The sequence below is a fragment of the Faecalicatena contorta genome, from assembly GCF_003149105.1.
Classification (GTDB): Bacteria; Bacillota; Clostridia; order Lachnospirales; family Lachnospiraceae; genus Muricomes; species Muricomes contortus_C.
In genome coordinates this window covers 80,834-97,024 of the sequence record NZ_QGDS01000004.1, presented here as the reverse complement: position 1 = coordinate 97,024, position 16,191 = coordinate 80,834, and the positions used below count along the sequence as shown (strand labels likewise).

Annotated in this window: 19 protein-coding genes; 13 read left to right on the top strand and 6 right to left on the bottom strand. The window is 39.8% G+C overall.

Annotation, left to right across the window (positions count from 1 at the left end; genetic code table 11):
* Positions 1 to 10 precede the first annotated feature (10 nt).
* A complete protein-coding gene (locus tag A8805_RS08425) occupies positions 11 to 742 on the top strand; it encodes an ABC transporter ATP-binding protein (protein ID WP_109710014.1) in 732 nt (243 codons plus the stop codon).
* 140 nt (positions 743 to 882) lie between these two features.
* Here the strand turns inward: A8805_RS08425 and A8805_RS08420 are convergent, their stop codons facing one another.
* The 4 genes from A8805_RS08420 to A8805_RS08405 form a co-directional block, all read right to left on the bottom strand.
* Positions 883 to 1,131, bottom strand: coding sequence for a GlsB/YeaQ/YmgE family stress response membrane protein (locus A8805_RS08420; RefSeq protein ID WP_109710012.1), 249 nt, complete (start codon positions 1,129 to 1,131; stop codon positions 883 to 885).
* 155 nt (positions 1,132 to 1,286) lie between these two features.
* Positions 1,287 to 2,237, bottom strand: coding sequence for a 2-hydroxyacid dehydrogenase (locus A8805_RS08415; RefSeq protein ID WP_109710009.1), 951 nt, complete (start codon positions 2,235 to 2,237; stop codon positions 1,287 to 1,289).
* Positions 2,238 to 2,389: 152 nt separating this feature from the next.
* Positions 2,390 to 2,827, bottom strand: a complete 438-nt coding sequence (locus A8805_RS08410) for an EamA family transporter (RefSeq protein ID WP_109710007.1) — start codon at positions 2,825 to 2,827, stop codon at positions 2,390 to 2,392.
* 58 nt (positions 2,828 to 2,885) lie between these two features.
* Positions 2,886 to 3,311 (bottom strand): hypothetical protein, encoded by a 426-nt coding sequence (locus A8805_RS08405; protein ID WP_109710005.1) that lies wholly within the window; start codon positions 3,309 to 3,311, stop codon positions 2,886 to 2,888.
* Between the two features lie 247 nt (positions 3,312 to 3,558).
* On the opposite strand from A8805_RS08405, the gene A8805_RS08400 reads away from it, so the two are divergent.
* From A8805_RS08400 to A8805_RS08355, 10 genes are all read left to right on the top strand, one after another.
* Positions 3,559 to 4,266, top strand: coding sequence for a DUF5131 family protein (locus tag A8805_RS08400; protein WP_109710003.1), 708 nt, complete (start codon positions 3,559 to 3,561; stop codon positions 4,264 to 4,266).
* Positions 4,267 to 4,383: 117 nt separating this feature from the next.
* On the top strand, positions 4,384 to 5,724 hold the full coding sequence (locus A8805_RS08395) for a diguanylate cyclase domain-containing protein (RefSeq protein WP_109710001.1): 1,341 nt from the start codon (positions 4,384 to 4,386) through the stop codon (positions 5,722 to 5,724).
* 35 nt (positions 5,725 to 5,759) lie between these two features.
* A complete protein-coding gene (locus A8805_RS08390) occupies positions 5,760 to 6,323 on the top strand; it encodes a methyltransferase family protein (RefSeq protein ID WP_109709998.1) in 564 nt (187 codons plus the stop codon).
* Positions 6,324 to 6,399: 76 nt separating this feature from the next.
* Complete coding sequence (locus A8805_RS08385) at positions 6,400 to 6,876, top strand: GIY-YIG nuclease family protein (protein WP_330405887.1); 477 nt, start codon at positions 6,400 to 6,402, stop codon at positions 6,874 to 6,876.
* Positions 6,873 to 7,337, top strand: a complete 465-nt coding sequence (locus tag A8805_RS08380; RefSeq protein ID WP_181392778.1) for a DUF6530 family protein — start codon at positions 6,873 to 6,875, stop codon at positions 7,335 to 7,337. The genes A8805_RS08385 and A8805_RS08380 overlap by 4 nt, the downstream gene beginning before the upstream one ends.
* A gap of 1 nt (position 7,338) precedes the next feature.
* Positions 7,339 to 9,381 carry an AAA family ATPase gene (locus tag A8805_RS08375; protein ID WP_109709994.1) on the top strand — a complete coding sequence of 681 codons (2,043 nt, stop codon included), beginning with the start codon at positions 7,339 to 7,341 and terminating at the stop codon, positions 9,379 to 9,381.
* Between the two features lie 52 nt (positions 9,382 to 9,433).
* Positions 9,434 to 10,045 carry a helix-turn-helix domain-containing protein gene (locus A8805_RS08370; protein ID WP_109709992.1) on the top strand — a complete coding sequence of 204 codons (612 nt, stop codon included), beginning with the start codon at positions 9,434 to 9,436 and terminating at the stop codon, positions 10,043 to 10,045.
* A gap of 61 nt (positions 10,046 to 10,106) precedes the next feature.
* Positions 10,107 to 10,640, top strand: a complete 534-nt coding sequence (locus tag A8805_RS08365; RefSeq protein WP_109709990.1) for a DinB family protein — start codon at positions 10,107 to 10,109, stop codon at positions 10,638 to 10,640.
* Positions 10,641 to 10,763: 123 nt separating this feature from the next.
* On the top strand, positions 10,764 to 11,366 hold the full coding sequence (locus A8805_RS08360) for a class I SAM-dependent methyltransferase (protein WP_109709988.1): 603 nt from the start codon (positions 10,764 to 10,766) through the stop codon (positions 11,364 to 11,366).
* A 78-nt stretch (positions 11,367 to 11,444) separates the two neighbouring features.
* Positions 11,445 to 11,906, top strand: a complete 462-nt coding sequence (locus tag A8805_RS08355) for a DUF1801 domain-containing protein (RefSeq protein WP_109709985.1) — start codon at positions 11,445 to 11,447, stop codon at positions 11,904 to 11,906.
* Positions 11,907 to 11,998: 92 nt separating this feature from the next.
* On the opposite strand, the gene A8805_RS08350 is transcribed toward A8805_RS08355, so the two are convergent.
* On the bottom strand, positions 11,999 to 12,595 hold the full coding sequence (locus A8805_RS08350; protein WP_109709983.1) for a TetR/AcrR family transcriptional regulator: 597 nt from the start codon (positions 12,593 to 12,595) through the stop codon (positions 11,999 to 12,001).
* Between the two features lie 447 nt (positions 12,596 to 13,042).
* Between A8805_RS08350 and A8805_RS08345 the strand changes: the two genes are divergently transcribed.
* Complete coding sequence (locus tag A8805_RS08345) at positions 13,043 to 13,924, top strand: ABC transporter ATP-binding protein (RefSeq protein ID WP_109709980.1); 882 nt, start codon at positions 13,043 to 13,045, stop codon at positions 13,922 to 13,924.
* A gap of 23 nt (positions 13,925 to 13,947) precedes the next feature.
* Positions 13,948 to 15,561 carry an ABC transporter permease gene (locus tag A8805_RS08340; RefSeq protein WP_109709977.1) on the top strand — a complete coding sequence of 538 codons (1,614 nt, stop codon included), beginning with the start codon at positions 13,948 to 13,950 and terminating at the stop codon, positions 15,559 to 15,561.
* A 181-nt stretch (positions 15,562 to 15,742) separates the two neighbouring features.
* Here the strand turns inward: A8805_RS08340 and A8805_RS22320 are convergent, their stop codons facing one another.
* Entirely contained in the window at positions 15,743 to 16,090 is a 348-nt protein-coding gene (locus A8805_RS22320; RefSeq protein WP_207657682.1) for a hypothetical protein, read from the bottom strand.
* Between the last annotated feature and the right edge of the window lie 101 nt (positions 16,091 to 16,191).

The following is a 16,191-nucleotide window of genomic DNA, read 5'->3' as shown; positions in this document are numbered from 1 at the left end:
TGGTGATAAAATGAATACAGCGATAGAATTTAAGGATATTAGGAAAGCATATGGGGACACCACTGTTGTTAACCGCTTCAGCCTGACCATTGGAAAAGGCGAATTTATTACAATGATAGGTTCATCAGGCTGTGGTAAAACTACCATTTTAAAAATGATAAATGGCCTGGTAATACCTGATGAAGGTACGGTCCTGGTAGGTGGCAAAGATATCAGGAATGAAGATTTAATTACGCTCCGGCGAAATATAGGCTATGCCATTCAGGGAAGTGTTTTATTTCCTCATATGACGGTTGAAGAAAATATTTCATATGTTCCGAATCTTTTAAACAAAAAAGATAAGCAGAAAACTAAGAAAGCAGTAAATAAATGGATGGATATTGTGGGGCTTGATAATGATATGCTGAATCGATATCCAAGTGAGCTTTCCGGAGGTCAGCAGCAGAGAGTCGGTATTGCAAGAGCATTAGCAGCTTCCCCGGACATTCTTCTCATGGATGAACCATTTGGAGCAGTCGACGAAATAACCAGGGTGCAGCTTCAGGAGGAAATCCAGCGGATTTATAAACAAACAAATATCACGGTAGTTTTTGTTACCCACGATATAGCAGAGGCAGTCAAACTCGGTACTAAGATGATTGTTATGGATCAAGGGATCATTCATCAATATGATGAACCAGCAAACATATTGGAAAATCCTTTAACACCCTTTGTTAGTATGTTGGTTGCTCAAAAAGAGTAGCGGTACAAACCAAAGAAACTAAAAATCAGCCTCCTGACATGGTTTTATATCTCTGTTTTACCATATCTAAGGCTGATTTTATTAGTTTGTCAACAGGTCCAACTTGAACCTTTCTCACTTATCAAAAAATATTGTATATTTTATTTGCGCACTGCATTAACTATCCACAAAAAGATCAATGAACCAATAAAAGCAACAAGAAGGCTCCAAATATTAAAGCCGGTAATGCCTGTTCCTCCCAGCAGATTCATAATGAAACCACCGATAAAAGCGCCAACAACACCTACACCAATATTTGCGAATGCGCCCATCTTTTTATTGTTCTTAGTTACAATGCTTGCAAGCCAACCGGCTAAAGCACCAATAATAATCCAACCAATAATCCCCATAATTCACCTCCTGATTTGATTGATATCTAAAATATAACGCATAATAACATATAATACCAATAAATTCTAGAAAATATACTATATACTTTGTCAATACCGGCCTAATGGTAACATTTTTACCCGGCATCAGGTGAAAGGTTATTCAAGAGCAATCCTTAATCCACTCTGTTAACTGGCTGTCCTTTAGAAAAAGCGCTGATATTATCCCGGATTATGGATACTAAACGCTGCCTTGTCTCTAGTCCCCGCCAACCCATATGTGGAGTAATGATAACATTATCCATTGTATACAATGGACTTGCATTATCTAACGGTTCTACTTCCTGCACATCTAATCCTGCACCTGCTATTACATTATTCTGTAATGCATTAATCAACTCCTTTTCATCAATCAGTGCTCCTCGTGCAGTATTGATTAAATACGCTGTTGGTTTCATCATTGCCAATGTTTCTTTGTTAATCATATGTCTTGTAGATTCGTTTAAAGGGCAATTAAGAGAAATAAAATCGCTTTGCTTTAAAACTTCTTCATTTGTTGTAAAGTGAATTTCCCCTTCATCCGCTCTGGGGGTCCTGGTAGAGACTAAGATTTTCATTCCCAGTGCTTGTGCAACTTTGATTATTTCTTTTGCGATATTTCCATAACCGATAACGCCCAGTGTTTTACCGTTTAATTCTACATGGTCTACCATTAAGTGTTTATGGAAATTATCATGATTTCCTTCTGAAAGCATACGAATCTGTTTTTGCATTGAGCTTGCCAGATTTAAAATCAAGAGGATTGCTGTATGTGCAACTCTTTCACTGCTGTATGCGGGGATGTTGCATAACATAATCCCCTTTTCACGTACTGCATCCAAATCTATATTATTATATCCGGTTCCGGCTTCACAAATCATCTTTACACTATCAGGAAACTTTCTAATAATGTCACCACTGACTTTCATTTCTTTCGTTACAACAATTGTAAAACCCTCAACCCGCTCTAAAATTTTATCTTCAGGCGTCTCATCATAAATTACTACCTCAGATGCAATTTGGGAGTAGTCAATGTTCCCATCATAATTTACCAAACTGGCATTCAATACCACAGTTTTATCATTCATAATTGTGTCTCCTTCCATATAGCGTATAATTTTAATTTCCATATCTATATTGTACTATTTTTAGTTAGGCATTACAATGGAATGTCCCGTCAAATACGCAGAAATGACAGGATTACCTTGCCGGATGACGGCAAAGGTATAAGAAATACTGCTTATTTTGCGTTCATAATAAAAACTCCTAAAATACAGAGCGCGGCACCAATCAGCTTTTTTACAGAAATACTTTCTTTATAGAAAAACAAACCTATAAACAGCAGAATAACGGCCACACATATATTCGCAGCCAGGGAACTTTTACTTATTTCCCACCCGTTACGGTACATTAGTAAATATCCGCCTTCTAATCCTAAAACAGTAATTCCGATTAAGAAGCTTGACAGATTTATTTCACGCAATTCGGTCATAAAGTTTTCTTTTTTGGTAAGCAAAAATAACACTATGCTGATACAAAATGCCACTGCATATGTAATGGTTAATCCCAGAAAAGGATTTAGTGAGACGGGTATTTGCTTACTCATAATATGATAAAATACATTAGAAAAAATAACTAACAGAAGTGGAAAAAGGTATAAAATAGTTGCAGTGTTCATTACAGGCCTCCAAGTTTTTCTGACGTAACTATATCGAAAATCCCCTTTAATGTCAAATTTATTGAAGTATCTTTTTTATCTCATCTGTGGCATTTATCTTTCCCCATACTTTTGCACTTTGGATGGTCTCTTTTACCAAGTCTGCAGATACATCTTTTTCAATGATAAACGCACCAATCATTTTAATAACCAGCTTTATGCCTCCCGCTTTGTATGCTTCCAGTTCTTTTCTGCCTAGCCTTAAGATACCCGTCATAACAATTAAGCCATCATTGTCCGATGATAAAATTTCGTATGGTGATTTTGCTTTCAAGATAATTTCTAAATCATTGGAGCGTTTATCCAATTCAGCCCTTACGGCTGTTCTGATTAAGTCAGAACGGTCTGAATAGAAGCCTTGTTCCACCAACGCGTCTATCTGGCCTAATTCCATTGCACTAAAATTAACGCTTACCTTTTCGTTGCAGTTAAATTCCTTTTTCATTTTCATACTCCTCTCACAACCGAATATATTCCAAATAGATTCTATATGGAGCATTATATATTACTTTCTCTATAATTACAAGAGGCAAATCTGTTATTCCATTTGCTTTTATAACTGGAATATAATTCAATTATGTTGTTAATACAATAGATATTATTTGGGTGGTCATATATAATTAATATAACAACTGCAAAGAGAAGTTCGTTAATGGACGTTTCAAACCTAAAAAGCGGGGAGGTAGCTGTATATGGCTATGTGGAATCCATGGCGGGGGTGCCGCCGGTATAGTGATGGCTGTAAATACTGTTATATACACAAAGGCGATTCCAAAAGAGGAATTGATACTTGGAACATTGTGAAAACAGATAATTTTTATGCCCCCATTATGAAAAATAAATCTGGAGCGTATAAAATAAAGCCTGGACAGGTTGTGTATTTATGTTTTTCCACCGATTTTTTAATCGAAGAAGCAGACGAATGGCGTTCTGAATGTTGGGAAATGATACGGGAACGTTCCGATTTACATTTTATTTTCTTAACAAAACGGATTGAGCGCTTTAAGGACTGCATGCCTGATGATTGGAACGATGGATATGACAATGTTACTGTTGGGTGTACTGTAGAAAATCAAGACAGAGCGGATTACCGCCTTTCCATTTTTAGAGAGCTGCCGATTAAGCATAAAAATATTATCTGCCAGCCTATGATTGAAGGTATAAACCTGGAATCGTATCTGGACAATATAGAATTGGTTGTTGTTGGAGGCGAGTCTGATAAAAATGCACGGCTTCTTGATTATAATTGGGTGTTAAACATAAGAGAGCAGTGTATTTCCAATAATGTTCATTTTGAGTTTCGGCAATGTGGAACACATTTTATGAAAGATGGTAAGACCTATACTCTAAATGTACGGGATTTATGCAGCCAGGCCCGGAAAGCAAACCTCAATTTTTAATGAAGCAGCTATTCCAATTGCCTTGTATTAACATGCTGGCTTTGCTATAATATCAAAAATATATTTCCTTTGCATTAGTTTGCAAAGGATAGGATAAGAAGGATTTATGAAACTAATATGAGAAAAAATGAACAGTTCCTCCAAAAAACAAACCCGCTGCTTATTTCCCTGGCTGCCGCTGCCGCTCTATTTTCCATTTGCCTTTCTTTTATACTGATGGTGCACAATAGCATTAGGCAGAGAGAGGTTTTGGAAACAACCGACAGGTATATGGTTTTTGAAAGCAGGGTTCAACGATTGATTTATTCTAACGTCACACTGCTTCAGGGTTATGAGGCTTATATCAAACTGGAGCCTAATCTGGACGCAGAGGTTTCCTATCGTTATATGGACAAGCTTCTTTCTACAAACTCAGAATACATCCGCAATGTGGGCGTTCTTAAGGATACGACCATCATATGGAATTATCCCCAGGAGTCCAATGCTGAGGCAATCGGAGTGGATTTGTCCAAGGTGAAGGAGCAGAAGGATCTTGTGCTGAAAGTAAAACAGGAGCTGAAACCTGTTTTGCAGGGTCCTGTGGATCTGGTGCAAAGCGGACATGGTTTTATTGTCAGGCTTCCAATTGTCATGGAAGATACAGGATACTGGGGACAAATCGCCATTGTGCTGAAGAGTGAGCAAATGCTGGAGGAGATTGAGTCCTATGCGAAAAGCTCTGGACTAGATATTGAAATCTACAATCAGGAGAATCAACTCGTTCCATTTTATGACTCGATAGATTCCAATGCGAATTCTAAGCTGGAGTTTGCCGTGGACCCGGATTTTATCAACTGGAATATTACAGTCAGCTCGTCAAATGGCTGGGTGGACAACCTGTGGTTGTTTCTGCTGCTGTTTTCTTTCACTGTTTGTCTTTGTGTTTCCGCGGGACTACTGGTGTATAAATATATAAAATCCAACAATAAGATTGTTGCGATGTCCACTCATGATTTCTTGTCAGGCTTGTTCAACCGGAATTTTCTTAACAGGTATCAAACGATTGTTCTTGAAGCTGCGAAACAAAAGAAATGCAAATTAGGAATTCTGCTGCTGGACTTGGACCATTTCAAGAGTGTTAATGATACTTATGGCCATAGTGTGGGAGATATGGTGATTGTTGAAACTGCGAGGATATTAAAAGAAAGCACCAGAAAAAATGAGACGGCTTTTCGTTTGGGCGGAGATGAGTTTCTGGTGATACTGCCGGAAATTGAGAGTGTTGAAAGTCTTCTGCGTGCCAAAGAACAACTTTTCAATCGCTTTGAACAGGATTTTCATATTTCCGGATATCCTATCAAGGTACTGCCCAGTATCGGCTATGCAATATTTCCGGAGGACGGTGACGACCTTGACATGCTTCTGCATGTGGCAGATAAGCTGATGTATCAGGAAAAATCGGAAAGGCGGCTGCGGTAACCCGGGGTTTGCCTGATGGCAGAGGGGGAAACGATATGACTAGATATGTGGCGATAGCAACATTATGTTTACTTATAATACTTGTTTTAATACGAGCTACTCAATTAAAAAAGTTAGGAATAAAAGCCATTCAATTTGGCGAGAAGGATAAAAAGGACTTTTTAATCCCGCCAGGTGCCTTGCTGCTATTTTATATTGTATTCGCAAGTGCATTTGGCCTGCCTAAAATCGGAACGGAATTGTTTCACAATGATTTTGTTGGATGGATAGGCGCAGCTGCATGTGTAATAGGTATTTTATTGTTTATATACGCTCTGATTTCATTTGGAAAAAGCTTTCGTGTCGGTTTGGATGAAGACCACCCCGGAGAGCTTGTGACCACGGGGGCATTTTCTATCAGCCGTAATCCAATATATACAGCGTTTGGGTTGGTTCTAATAGGAATATTTTTGATTATTCCGAATTGGATAATATTAATTTACGTTTTTATCGGCATATGGCTTTTTAACCGGCAAATCCTGCTTGAAGAGCAGTCACTAAAAAAGATATACGGCGAGAAATATATGGAATACTGTAAGAAGGTCAGACGATTTCTGTAATTCAGGAATCCGCCCATTAAGGGAAGCTGCTTTTATATAAAATTTAATATCGTCCGTTGAAAGGAGTTAGCTGATTATGCTGGCTTCTTTTTTGCTTCTGAAAATGGAGGGGAGAAGAAACTTAAAGGCAACAGCTTTTTACATGGTCTACGGAGCGTGGATTATTTTTTTTAGTATTTCAAACTACAATAAATCCGAGGTGAATGAAATGGATATAAAAAGAAAAAAAGAACTTTTGGAACTCTACAAAAACAGACACCCGGAAATGGGTGTTATTTCTTACTGCTGTAAAGACACGGGAGACGTATTTTTAGGAATTTCTAAAGATACAAGAGCAGATTTTAACAGCACAAATGTGAAGCTGGGGGCTAACTGGCACCCCAACAAAGAATTACAGGGGCTTTGGAACAAATATGGTCAGGAAGGCTTTGAGCTGTCAGTTCTGAAGGTGCTGAAATATGATGACCCACATGAGGATCAAACAGCGAAATTAGAAAGTTTAAGGGAGCAGTGTCTTGCTTCTAATCCAAATGCAAGGAAGATATGGCGATGAATGAAAAGATTGTAATTGTATCAAATGATTATGACCGTATAGACGGGAGAAATGCGTATCAATCAAGCATCCAACGTTTGACGCTGGGTGCGCCTGTGCTGGAAGAAAATAAAAAAATGCAGATTGCCGCGCAGATTTGGAAAAAGGATAAAGATGGTGAGTTTATTTTGGCAGAGGAGCTGCCTATTCATCAGATATTTGACCTGATGATCCTTTTATCCAAAACATTACTTTATTTCAAGGAAGCTTACCGGTTTCCCCTCCTATATGATCCGGAAAAGCCCACAGTGGAACGAATTGGAGTACAAGGCGGTGTATTGCCGGTAGAAGTTTGTACAGATAATAGGAACATTAATGAGGACATCAAAGCATTTGCACAGAGCCTGAATGATTTAGGGGAATTAATTGGGGAACGCCAGAGGGCGCTCAACCACATTTTAAAAGAATTGGAGCTTTATTAATATGAAAAAGACTTGTGTTTTGTCGCCTGCCAGACGGCTGACTAAAGAGGAGCAGTCCCTTGTCTGGCAAAAACCACCTTCACATATTGAAAGTGAAGCAGAGAAACGTATCTATCAAGAAGTAGCAAGGAATTGGAATCACGGTGAAATGAAAATCAGTACAATTTTATTGGAAGGCGATGCAGGTTCGGGGAAAACCCAGCTTGCCAAGGCTCTCTCTGCTGATTTTAACCTTCCCTACACAAAAGTGACTTGCTTTGCTGACATGGATAAATCTGATGTGCTGGGTTCTATTCTCCCGGTATTATCTGAAAACGATAAATCAGGCACGGTTGAATACCGGTATTATCCCTCAGAAATTGTCCGTGCCTATGAAAATGGATGGCTCTTGGAAATTCAGGAGCCTACAGTGATTCGTGATGCTGCTGTCTTAATGGCTCTGAATTCAGCACTGGAGCCGGACGGCAGTCTGAACTTACCAACCCGCATTGTACACAGGCATCCTGATTTTATGGCTGTTATTACAACAAACCGAGGCTACAACGGATTCCGCCCTTTGAATGAGGCTTTGCGGGACAGGGTTCAGCATGCTGAAAAGCTGGACTTGCCACCCAGGGAGATTATGATGGAACGGGCCCGGGCTAAAACCGGATATCGGGCGGAAAATGTCCTTTCTCTTTTGGCCGATGCAATCATCCTGCTGGATGAAACAGCCCGGGCGAATGCAATTAAAGGCGTGGCCGGGATGCGGTCTTATATCTTTTGGGCGGATGCTGTTGCAAGTGGCGCATCGGTACAAAGCACGCTGTATCATAAGGTGCTTTACAAAATGACTACTGACCCTCAGGAGCTTGCTATTTTAGAGCAGGCACTGGAGAGTCATGACCTGACAGATAAGCTTGAAGAATTGGATGGTATTTGTCATTCTCATCCGGACGGAGATAATCCGGAAGTCATAGAACTTCAAATTTCCGAAAATGGAGAATTCCTTGCAGAAGCAGATAAAGCCGATAAAACAGACAAAAATGCAGTCCGCTTGAGAAAATCAGCGGACAGTGAAGGGCATTCAGATACAAGCAGTGATAAAAATACGGATATTCCAAGCAAGGATAATGGAGAAAATGGCACCCCATTTTACCATGAGCTTGATAAACCGCCAACAAATGAGCAAAAAAAGGAATTCCGCAAACAATTAAATAAAGAAGCGCGGCAAAGTGTGAAAGCCAGCTGTCATGAAGCAATTAAGCTTATTGTACACCGCCCGGAAGCTGCTGCGAAAGACAGGGAAGAATATAATAACATGGCTGCTGGTCTGCTGCCGGTCATTCGGGAACTAATTCAAAAAACAAACCCCCTTTTAGAACATGAAGTTTCTGCTGAATTTTCTAAATCCCAGCTTTACGGCACAAAATTTTGCGCGGATCAAGCTGCTTCTCTGGATTTCCGTGTATTTGCCCGCAAGCGTCCGCCTGAGGAAGAACCCTCTCTTGCGGTTGCTCTTAGGATTGACGAATCAGCCTCTATGTCAGCTTTCGGCCGGCTGGATGCGGCAAAACAGGCAGCCGTCGCTTTATATGAATTTTGTACTGGATGCGGGGTTCCGATTATGGTTTATGGGGATACAGCAGACCGCTCCAGGCAGGAACAAATGTCTATTTATGCATACGTAGACTTTGAAAGTAGAGATGCAGACGAAAAATATGCTCTTATGAACATTCAGGCCCGCAGCAATAACCGGGATGGTATGGCATTACGTATTATTTCTGACAGATTGATTCATGCGCCGCAAAGAAACAAATTAATCATCAGCATCAGTGACGGGCAGCCTAAGGCTATGCCTGATTACACAGGTGAGAAAGCAACCCGTGATATGAAAGAAACTTTACAGGAATACGGGCGTAAAGGCATCCGGTTTCTTGCTGCAGCTATTGGGCAGGATAGAGAGGCCATCCGTGAACTTTATGGAGCTGAAAACACATTGGATATAACCGATTTAAAACAGCTTCCGGCAAGATTGGTACAAATAATCGCAAGGTTTCTGTAAGTATGTTATACTAAGTGAAAATAAGAGTGAAACCGGAGGTGAAGATGGATACATGGATTGCGCGAAAATAGGAAAATTGATTGCGAAACTGCGAAAAGAAAAAAAACTTACTCAAAAAAATATTGCAGATGCGTTAGGCATTCAAAATAAAACAGTTTCAAAATGGGAATGTGGTTTAGGATGTCCTGACCTGTCGCTATGGCCTGACCTGTCTGCTATTTTGGGTGTTGATATGAAACAGATGATGGAGGGTGAAATTACATCAAACAAACCGGACAGCGGCAACATTGACAAAGTACGTTTTTATGTCTGCCCTTCCTGTGGAAATATTCTGGTTAGTACCGGGAGCGCATCTATCTTTTGCTGCGGAAGAAAATTAGAATATATTTTACCCGCAGACACATCCATTGTACCGGAAATCACAGTAGAAGAAATAGATACTGAGTATTTTATCACCTTTGATCATCCGATGATGAAAGACCATTATATATCCTTTGTTGCCTGTGTTAAAAGCGACAGGGTATTTTTGAATCGTTTGTATCCGGAGCAAAGTCCAACTTGCAGGATCCCAATAACTACTGGCGGTAAACTATATGTTTATTGTATGAAGCATGGTTTGTCGGTATATCCAGATAACATTTTGAATACAAAAGGAAATGTCTGAGGAAGAATATTCACGAGTGTAACAGAGAAAAACTATGGACGTATTAGGAGAAAGACAGTCAATGAAAAACTTTGAAGTAAAAGAGAATATACTTTTTCAGCTGGATATGTGCTGGCAGCTTTATCTTTATCATATAGACAATCTTGAAGAGACAGAAGCACTTTGGGCATTCAGTCCCGGGGGACTCCAGGTGCGCAGACAAGATGATGGATGGTGCACAGACTGGCCTGAAAGTGAAAGTTATGACATTGGACCGTCCAGCATTGCCTGGATTATGTGGCATATTATATATTGGTGGACGACCGCATTAGATTACAATTTTGGAAATGGTACCCTGAAAAAAGAAGATATCCTCTGGCCGGGAAGTGTTGAAGAAGCAAAAGCAAGAATCTCGTTGCTGCACGATGAATGGGTTTCAAAATTAAATAAGTTGTCAGACACAGATTATCAGTCAAAGCAGCATTCAAAATGGCCGTTTACAGACAGAGCTTTTGCTGATATTGCACTCTGGTTAAACGGAGAACTAATGAAAAATGTATCAGAGATAGGGTGCGGCCGGTTTTTATATGCCGCCTGCCCAAAGAATGGATTCTAAATAAATGCAAGAAAGGTTTTTCTAAGATAAAGTATTTGATATAACTGAGATTCATTCAAGGGCAGCAGTGGATTATGCTATTGGTGAAACGTAAATCTATTAAGGCAGAACAGAGAGGTAATTATGGGGAATACAGATAAGTTTGAAATGATGGCAGATGTATATGACACTCCTGAAAGAGCCAAAATTGCAAAGGTATCAGCAAATGCCATTCGTGAATATTTAAATGATACATCAAATAAGGATGGGATTGATTTTGGGTGCGGGACCGGCCTGGTTGGAATGGACTTATTAAATAATTTTAATTCTATACTTTTTCTGGATGCATCTCAAAACATGATTAAGCAAATAGAGCAAAAGATTTCAAGTTCTAACATACAGAATGCATCTACACTATGCTTTGATTTTGAAAAGGATAGTCATTTAGGCTTACATGCAGACTACATTTTTATGGCACAGGTTTTACTCCATGTGAATGATTTTGAGCTGGTTTTATCAAGGTTATATGATATTCTCAATGAGAACGGACATTTACTGATTGTAGATTTTAATAAAAATGAAAAAATTATGTCTGATCTGGTTCACAATGGATTTGATCAAATAGAGTTAGCTGACAGAATGACAGAAATAGGGTACAGGAATATTCAATCTAAAACTTTTTATACTGGAAGTAAAATATTTATGGGACAGGATGCATCTTTATTTATTCTGGATTCTCAGAAGTAGGGCTGGAAATGTTTAAATTCAACACTGGGTTTACTTTTGAAGAGATAAAAATGTTTTGGGAAGAAAGGGGAGAGGGGTATGGTATACGATGTTACTAGTGTGCAGGAATATATTGCAGCCTTACCTGAGGATAGAAGGCCTGTGATAGAAAAGCTGCGAAACATAGTTTTGGAAAATCTGCCTGATGGATTTGAGGAACAAATTGCTTATGGAATGATTAGTTATATCGTTCCTTTGTCAAGATATCCGGAGGGGTATCATGTTAAAACCGGCGAGCCTCTTCCTTTTCTTTCCATAGCATCTCAAAAGAATCATATTGCCCTGTATCATATGGGGCTGTATGGAAATGAAGAGGTAGAGAAATGGTTTAGGGAGGAATACGCAAAATGTGTATCTACTAAGCTGGATATGGGGAAAAGCTGTATACGTTTTAAAAACCCAAAGCATATTCCCTACGATTTAATCGCCGAACTCTGTCAGAAAATTACGGTGGAAGAGCATATCGGATTCTATGAAAAGTTCTTGAAAGAGCAAACCTGATAGGATAATATTTGAAGCTGCTGCACCACAGAATATCTATCTGTGTTTGCAGCAGCTTCATCATTTTATTCAAAAACATCAGTCTTTCAAATTTATTTACTTGGTGCAAGACCTTTAATCAGTAATTCTGTCCATTGAGCGGTATAAGGGAGAATTTCGCGGTAGACGTGTGGGGCAGAGATACCTTCAACAAGGGCCTGAAAGTAAACTAAAAGAAATTCATCTGAATATTTCAGATCAACCTTACCTTCTTTACGTCCGCGGTGGAACAAATCCAGCATAAGACGAAAGCTTTCCTTGTTGTATTGCTGTATCATCAAAGATAGGCCGTCATTCCCCTTCTGAGTAAAAAAGTCCATCAAATCCAAATAAAACCGTTTGTTGATTTTATCCAAATAGTGGATTTTGTTCTGGGCTATGGCAATTATGGTTTCCTCAAAGGGCTTATTTTCTGCCATGATTTCCAGGGCACTTTTTTCCATTTTACCTAGAAAATTCTTAAAAACTTCAAAAATAAGGTTTTCCTTACTTCCAAAATACTTAAAAATAGAGGTCTTACCAACATTGGATTTTTTAGCAATCTCGTCCATTGTTAAGGTTTCAGTACCGGTGTCTGTATTCATCAACTCAAAAGCTGCTTTTAAAACTTGATTCTTTTTCTCCTGTGTCCGCTTTTCATAACCATTCATTCATAATTCCTGCTTTCTATCTATCATAACTAAAAGAATTTCTCAGGTGGTATTGTTCAGATTTTTTATGTAATAGGAAAGTGCCTTTCCTATTACATAAAAAACCCTCCGGGGAATCGCACTGCAGCAGTAAAGAAGGTGTTGCTATCACAACCCAACCCAGGCGTAGAATCTTGCAAGCAAGATTCCTTCTTGTACCTTATTATATAGTAATGGTTTTGAATTATCAAGCAAATGATAGTTTTAAATGATGGATTTTTTATTGACTATCCTACTAAAAAGATATATAATTGAATCCGTAAATGAACTTTGGTTTAAAACAAGCTAAAATAATCAGAAATATGAACTTTAATACTATTATGAGTTCAATATATTTCTCTGAAATTCAAACTTTGCTTTAAACTGCAAAGCACGTTATAAACTATTTTAAGAAGGAGTTTAAGTGTTATGTCAGAAATTGTTAAAGTACAGGGCTTACAAAAGAAATTTGGTAAATTTAAAGCATTGCATGATGTATCATTCACGGTAAATGCGGGGGAAGTTGTAGGTTTTATCGGGCCGAACGGTGCAGGTAAATCAACTACAATCCGTACACTGCTGGGGATTATCAACCGTGACGCCGGGGATGTAAAAATCTTTGGCAAGGATGTCTGGAAGGACAGTCTTGAGATTCACAAGCGAGTTTCTTATGTTCCGGGAGATGTTACTCTTTGGGGCAGTTTGACGGGCGGAGAAATTATTGATTTATTTATTAAGTTACATGGGGGCGGAGACAAGGCGAAACGTGACTATTTGATTGAACGTTTTGAACTGGACCCTAAGAAAAAGTCAAAAGGCTATTCAAAAGGAAACCGCCAAAAAGTTGGCCTGATTGCGGCACTGTCCGTTGACTCCGACTTGTATATTTTCGATGAACCGACTTCCGGTCTTGATCCTTTGATGGAAGCTGTTTTTCAGGATGAAGTTGAAAAAATCAAGCATGCAGGGAAAGCAATCTTGTTATCATCTCATATTTTAAGTGAGGTTGAACGGTTGGCTGATAAGGTGGTTATCATTCGTCAGGGAAGAATTGTTGAAACCGGAACATTAGATGAATTGCGTCATTTAACACGTTCTACAGTGACTGTGGTAACAGAAGGGGATGTATCCAGGATGGCATCTGTGGATGGTATTTACGATTTCAAACAAAAAGGCAGCCAGGCTACATTCTCTGTAGATAATGAGCATATCAATAATATTTTGTCGGAAGCGGCAAAATTAGGTGTTAAGAAGTTCGAATCTGTGCCCCCAACGCTTGAAGACTTATTCATGCGCCATTATGAAGTCTAAGAGTCGGAACGGAGGAAAACATCATGAGGGAAAAATTTGCACGTTGGGATGTTCTGTTTGTACAATATCTGAAACGTGACTGGAAAAAAATTATAATCTGGATTTTAGGACTGGGCTTGTTTTCGGCGGGCTTTGTTCCGGCTTTTGAAGAAATTGGCAAAGGGCAGGGGCTGCTGGGGATGTTTGAAACCATGCAGAATCCTGCGATGATTTCAATGGTTGGCCCGACTCCGGTAAATACGGCGGCCGACTATACTCTGGGTGCCATGTATGCAAACGAAATGCTGCTGTTCTGCGGTTTGTTCGCGATGATTATGTCAGCTTTGCATGTTGTGAGCCATACCCGCAAGGAGGAAGATCATGGGCTGACTGAATTAGTGCGTTCCTATCAGGTAGGACGTCAGGCTAATTCTCTTGCTGTACTTATGGAGACAGTGATTATTAATATACTTATGGCACTTATTATTGGCGGAATTATGGCTGGTTTTGGTGCAGACACGATTTCTGCAGAGGGAACATTTTTGTTTGGGGCATCTATCGGGATGGCAGGAATTCTGGGAGCTGTGATTGCATTGGTTATGGCACAGATTATGTCAACCTCATCCGGTGCAACTGGGTCGTCTCTTGGGATTGTAGGTTTGCTCTATATCGTCCGTGCCGGTACAGATGTGTCAAATGTTGATTTTTCAATGTATAATCCTATGGGATGGGTTTATTTGACCTATCCGTTTACTGAAAATAACTGGGTACCTTTAATTTTTGCCGCAGTCTTTGGCGTTATAGCAGTGATTATTGCATTTATCCTTGAAGGCGGCCGTGATATGGGGGCCGGCTACTTACCTGAAAGAGAAGGGCGGGCGGCAGCAAAAAAATCATTGTTGTCTGTACATGGCTTGCTTATTAAGATTAACAAAGGTGTAAGCATTAGCTGGCTGATTTCTTTTGTCATTCTGGGAGCAGCCTATGGTTCGATTTACGGAGATATGCAGACCTTTCTTGAAAGCAATGAACTGATGAGCCAAATGTTTACATTGTCAGGCGTTTCAATCGAAGAATCATTTACAGGAACCATTCTGATGGTATCGATGTGTTTGGCTTCAATTTTGCCTGTTGTCATTGTTAATAAACTTTTTTCGGAAGAAACGCGGCTGCATCTGAGCCAGCTTTATTCTACAAAAGTGACCCGCGCCCAGCTCTATTGGACGAATGTTATTTTAGCAGTCGTTGCCGGATTATTGGGAACCTTGCTGTCTGCAGGAAGTCTTGGAGGTACGGCAATGTATGTAATGGATGGCAGCTCCTCTATGAATATGGCAGATTTTATCCTTGCAGGCTATAATTTCCTTCCTTCTGTATTGTTCTTTACAGGGCTTGCAGCGCTGGCTTTAGGATGGGCACCAAAACTAGGTAAAGCTGTCTATGGATATCTTGGGTATTCTTTTGCCCTAAATTACTTTGGGGGGATTTTAGATTTACCGGAGTGGTTTTCAAAGACAGCGGTTCAAAGCTGGATTCCAAAGATGCCGGTAGATAAGTTTGATGGGACAGTCTTTATTATAATGACAGCCATCAGCATTCTTTTCATGGTACTCGGCTATATTGGATACCGCAGACGGGATATGGTTGAAGGAGCCTGACAATCAAATATACTTTAAAAAGGGTACTGTCCTGAAAACATCGGGTATGACCTCAAGGGCCAGCTATTTATCCTAAATTAAGCGGCTCGAAGCGGTACAGAGTGCTGACCAAATTTTCGTGCTGGTTCAGGGAAAGAGTGTTCAGTAGGGGATGCACCGGGAGCTGATGCGGGAAGGGGGACTATATGCCGATTTTATCCTCATGCGGGAGAAATTCATTGGCTGGAAGCCAGGTGGCCGTTCGGCTTGAAGCAGGGGTGAGATTCCAAAGAATCCCCCCCTTTTGCATATTTAAAAATCGCATTTGGGAGTGATCAGTTAAATTTGCCGTAGGGAAGTAAAAATTTTCAGCATATATTCCATATCTCTTGACAAGAAGTCCACTGCTTGCTAAAATGATAATCAGATTATCGATAGTACAATTATCGATCTTTTGGCGACAGTCTGCGAGCCTTTTATCCATGGCTACACTTGGGAGCAAATCGAATCCCCTTGTGAGCTGATATGCAGGCTGTTCAATTGGTATCATGTTTTGGGATTCGATGCGGCAAAACAAAATTCCCTTGCAATAAAGGGAGTTTTATTTGCCCCACAAGTTAGTGGCAGCTAATCAGATGAAACCAATCCCTT

Excerpts from the sequence above, each read along its gene's own strand:
- A8805_RS08425 (WP_109710014.1), top strand. The coding sequence starts at position 11 with ATGAATACAGCGATAGAATTTAAGGATATTAGGAAAGCATATGGGGAC.
- A8805_RS08420 (WP_109710012.1), bottom strand. The coding sequence starts at position 1,131 with ATGGGGATTATTGGTTGGATTATTATTGGTGCTTTAGCCGGTTGGCTT.
- A8805_RS08415 (WP_109710009.1), bottom strand. The coding sequence starts at position 2,237 with ATGAATGATAAAACTGTGGTATTGAATGCCAGTTTGGTAAATTATGAT.
- A8805_RS08410 (WP_109710007.1), bottom strand. The coding sequence starts at position 2,827 with ATGAACACTGCAACTATTTTATACCTTTTTCCACTTCTGTTAGTTATT.
- A8805_RS08405 (WP_109710005.1), bottom strand. The coding sequence starts at position 3,311 with ATGAAAAAGGAATTTAACTGCAACGAAAAGGTAAGCGTTAATTTTAGT.
- A8805_RS08400 (WP_109710003.1), top strand. The coding sequence starts at position 3,559 with ATGGCTATGTGGAATCCATGGCGGGGGTGCCGCCGGTATAGTGATGGC.
- A8805_RS08395 (WP_109710001.1), top strand. The coding sequence starts at position 4,384 with ATGAGAAAAAATGAACAGTTCCTCCAAAAAACAAACCCGCTGCTTATT.
- A8805_RS08390 (WP_109709998.1), top strand. The coding sequence starts at position 5,760 with ATGACTAGATATGTGGCGATAGCAACATTATGTTTACTTATAATACTT.
- A8805_RS08385 (WP_330405887.1), top strand. The coding sequence starts at position 6,400 with ATGCTGGCTTCTTTTTTGCTTCTGAAAATGGAGGGGAGAAGAAACTTA.
- A8805_RS08380 (WP_181392778.1), top strand. The coding sequence starts at position 6,873 with ATGAATGAAAAGATTGTAATTGTATCAAATGATTATGACCGTATAGAC.
- A8805_RS08375 (WP_109709994.1), top strand. The coding sequence starts at position 7,339 with ATGAAAAAGACTTGTGTTTTGTCGCCTGCCAGACGGCTGACTAAAGAG.
- A8805_RS08370 (WP_109709992.1), top strand. The coding sequence starts at position 9,434 with ATGGATTGCGCGAAAATAGGAAAATTGATTGCGAAACTGCGAAAAGAA.
- A8805_RS08365 (WP_109709990.1), top strand. The coding sequence starts at position 10,107 with ATGAAAAACTTTGAAGTAAAAGAGAATATACTTTTTCAGCTGGATATG.
- A8805_RS08360 (WP_109709988.1), top strand. The coding sequence starts at position 10,764 with ATGGGGAATACAGATAAGTTTGAAATGATGGCAGATGTATATGACACT.
- A8805_RS08355 (WP_109709985.1), top strand. The coding sequence starts at position 11,445 with ATGGTATACGATGTTACTAGTGTGCAGGAATATATTGCAGCCTTACCT.
- A8805_RS08350 (WP_109709983.1), bottom strand. The coding sequence starts at position 12,595 with ATGAATGGTTATGAAAAGCGGACACAGGAGAAAAAGAATCAAGTTTTA.
- A8805_RS08345 (WP_109709980.1), top strand. The coding sequence starts at position 13,043 with ATGTCAGAAATTGTTAAAGTACAGGGCTTACAAAAGAAATTTGGTAAA.
- A8805_RS08340 (WP_109709977.1), top strand. The coding sequence starts at position 13,948 with ATGAGGGAAAAATTTGCACGTTGGGATGTTCTGTTTGTACAATATCTG.
- A8805_RS22320 (WP_207657682.1), bottom strand. The coding sequence starts at position 16,090 with ATGATACCAATTGAACAGCCTGCATATCAGCTCACAAGGGGATTCGAT.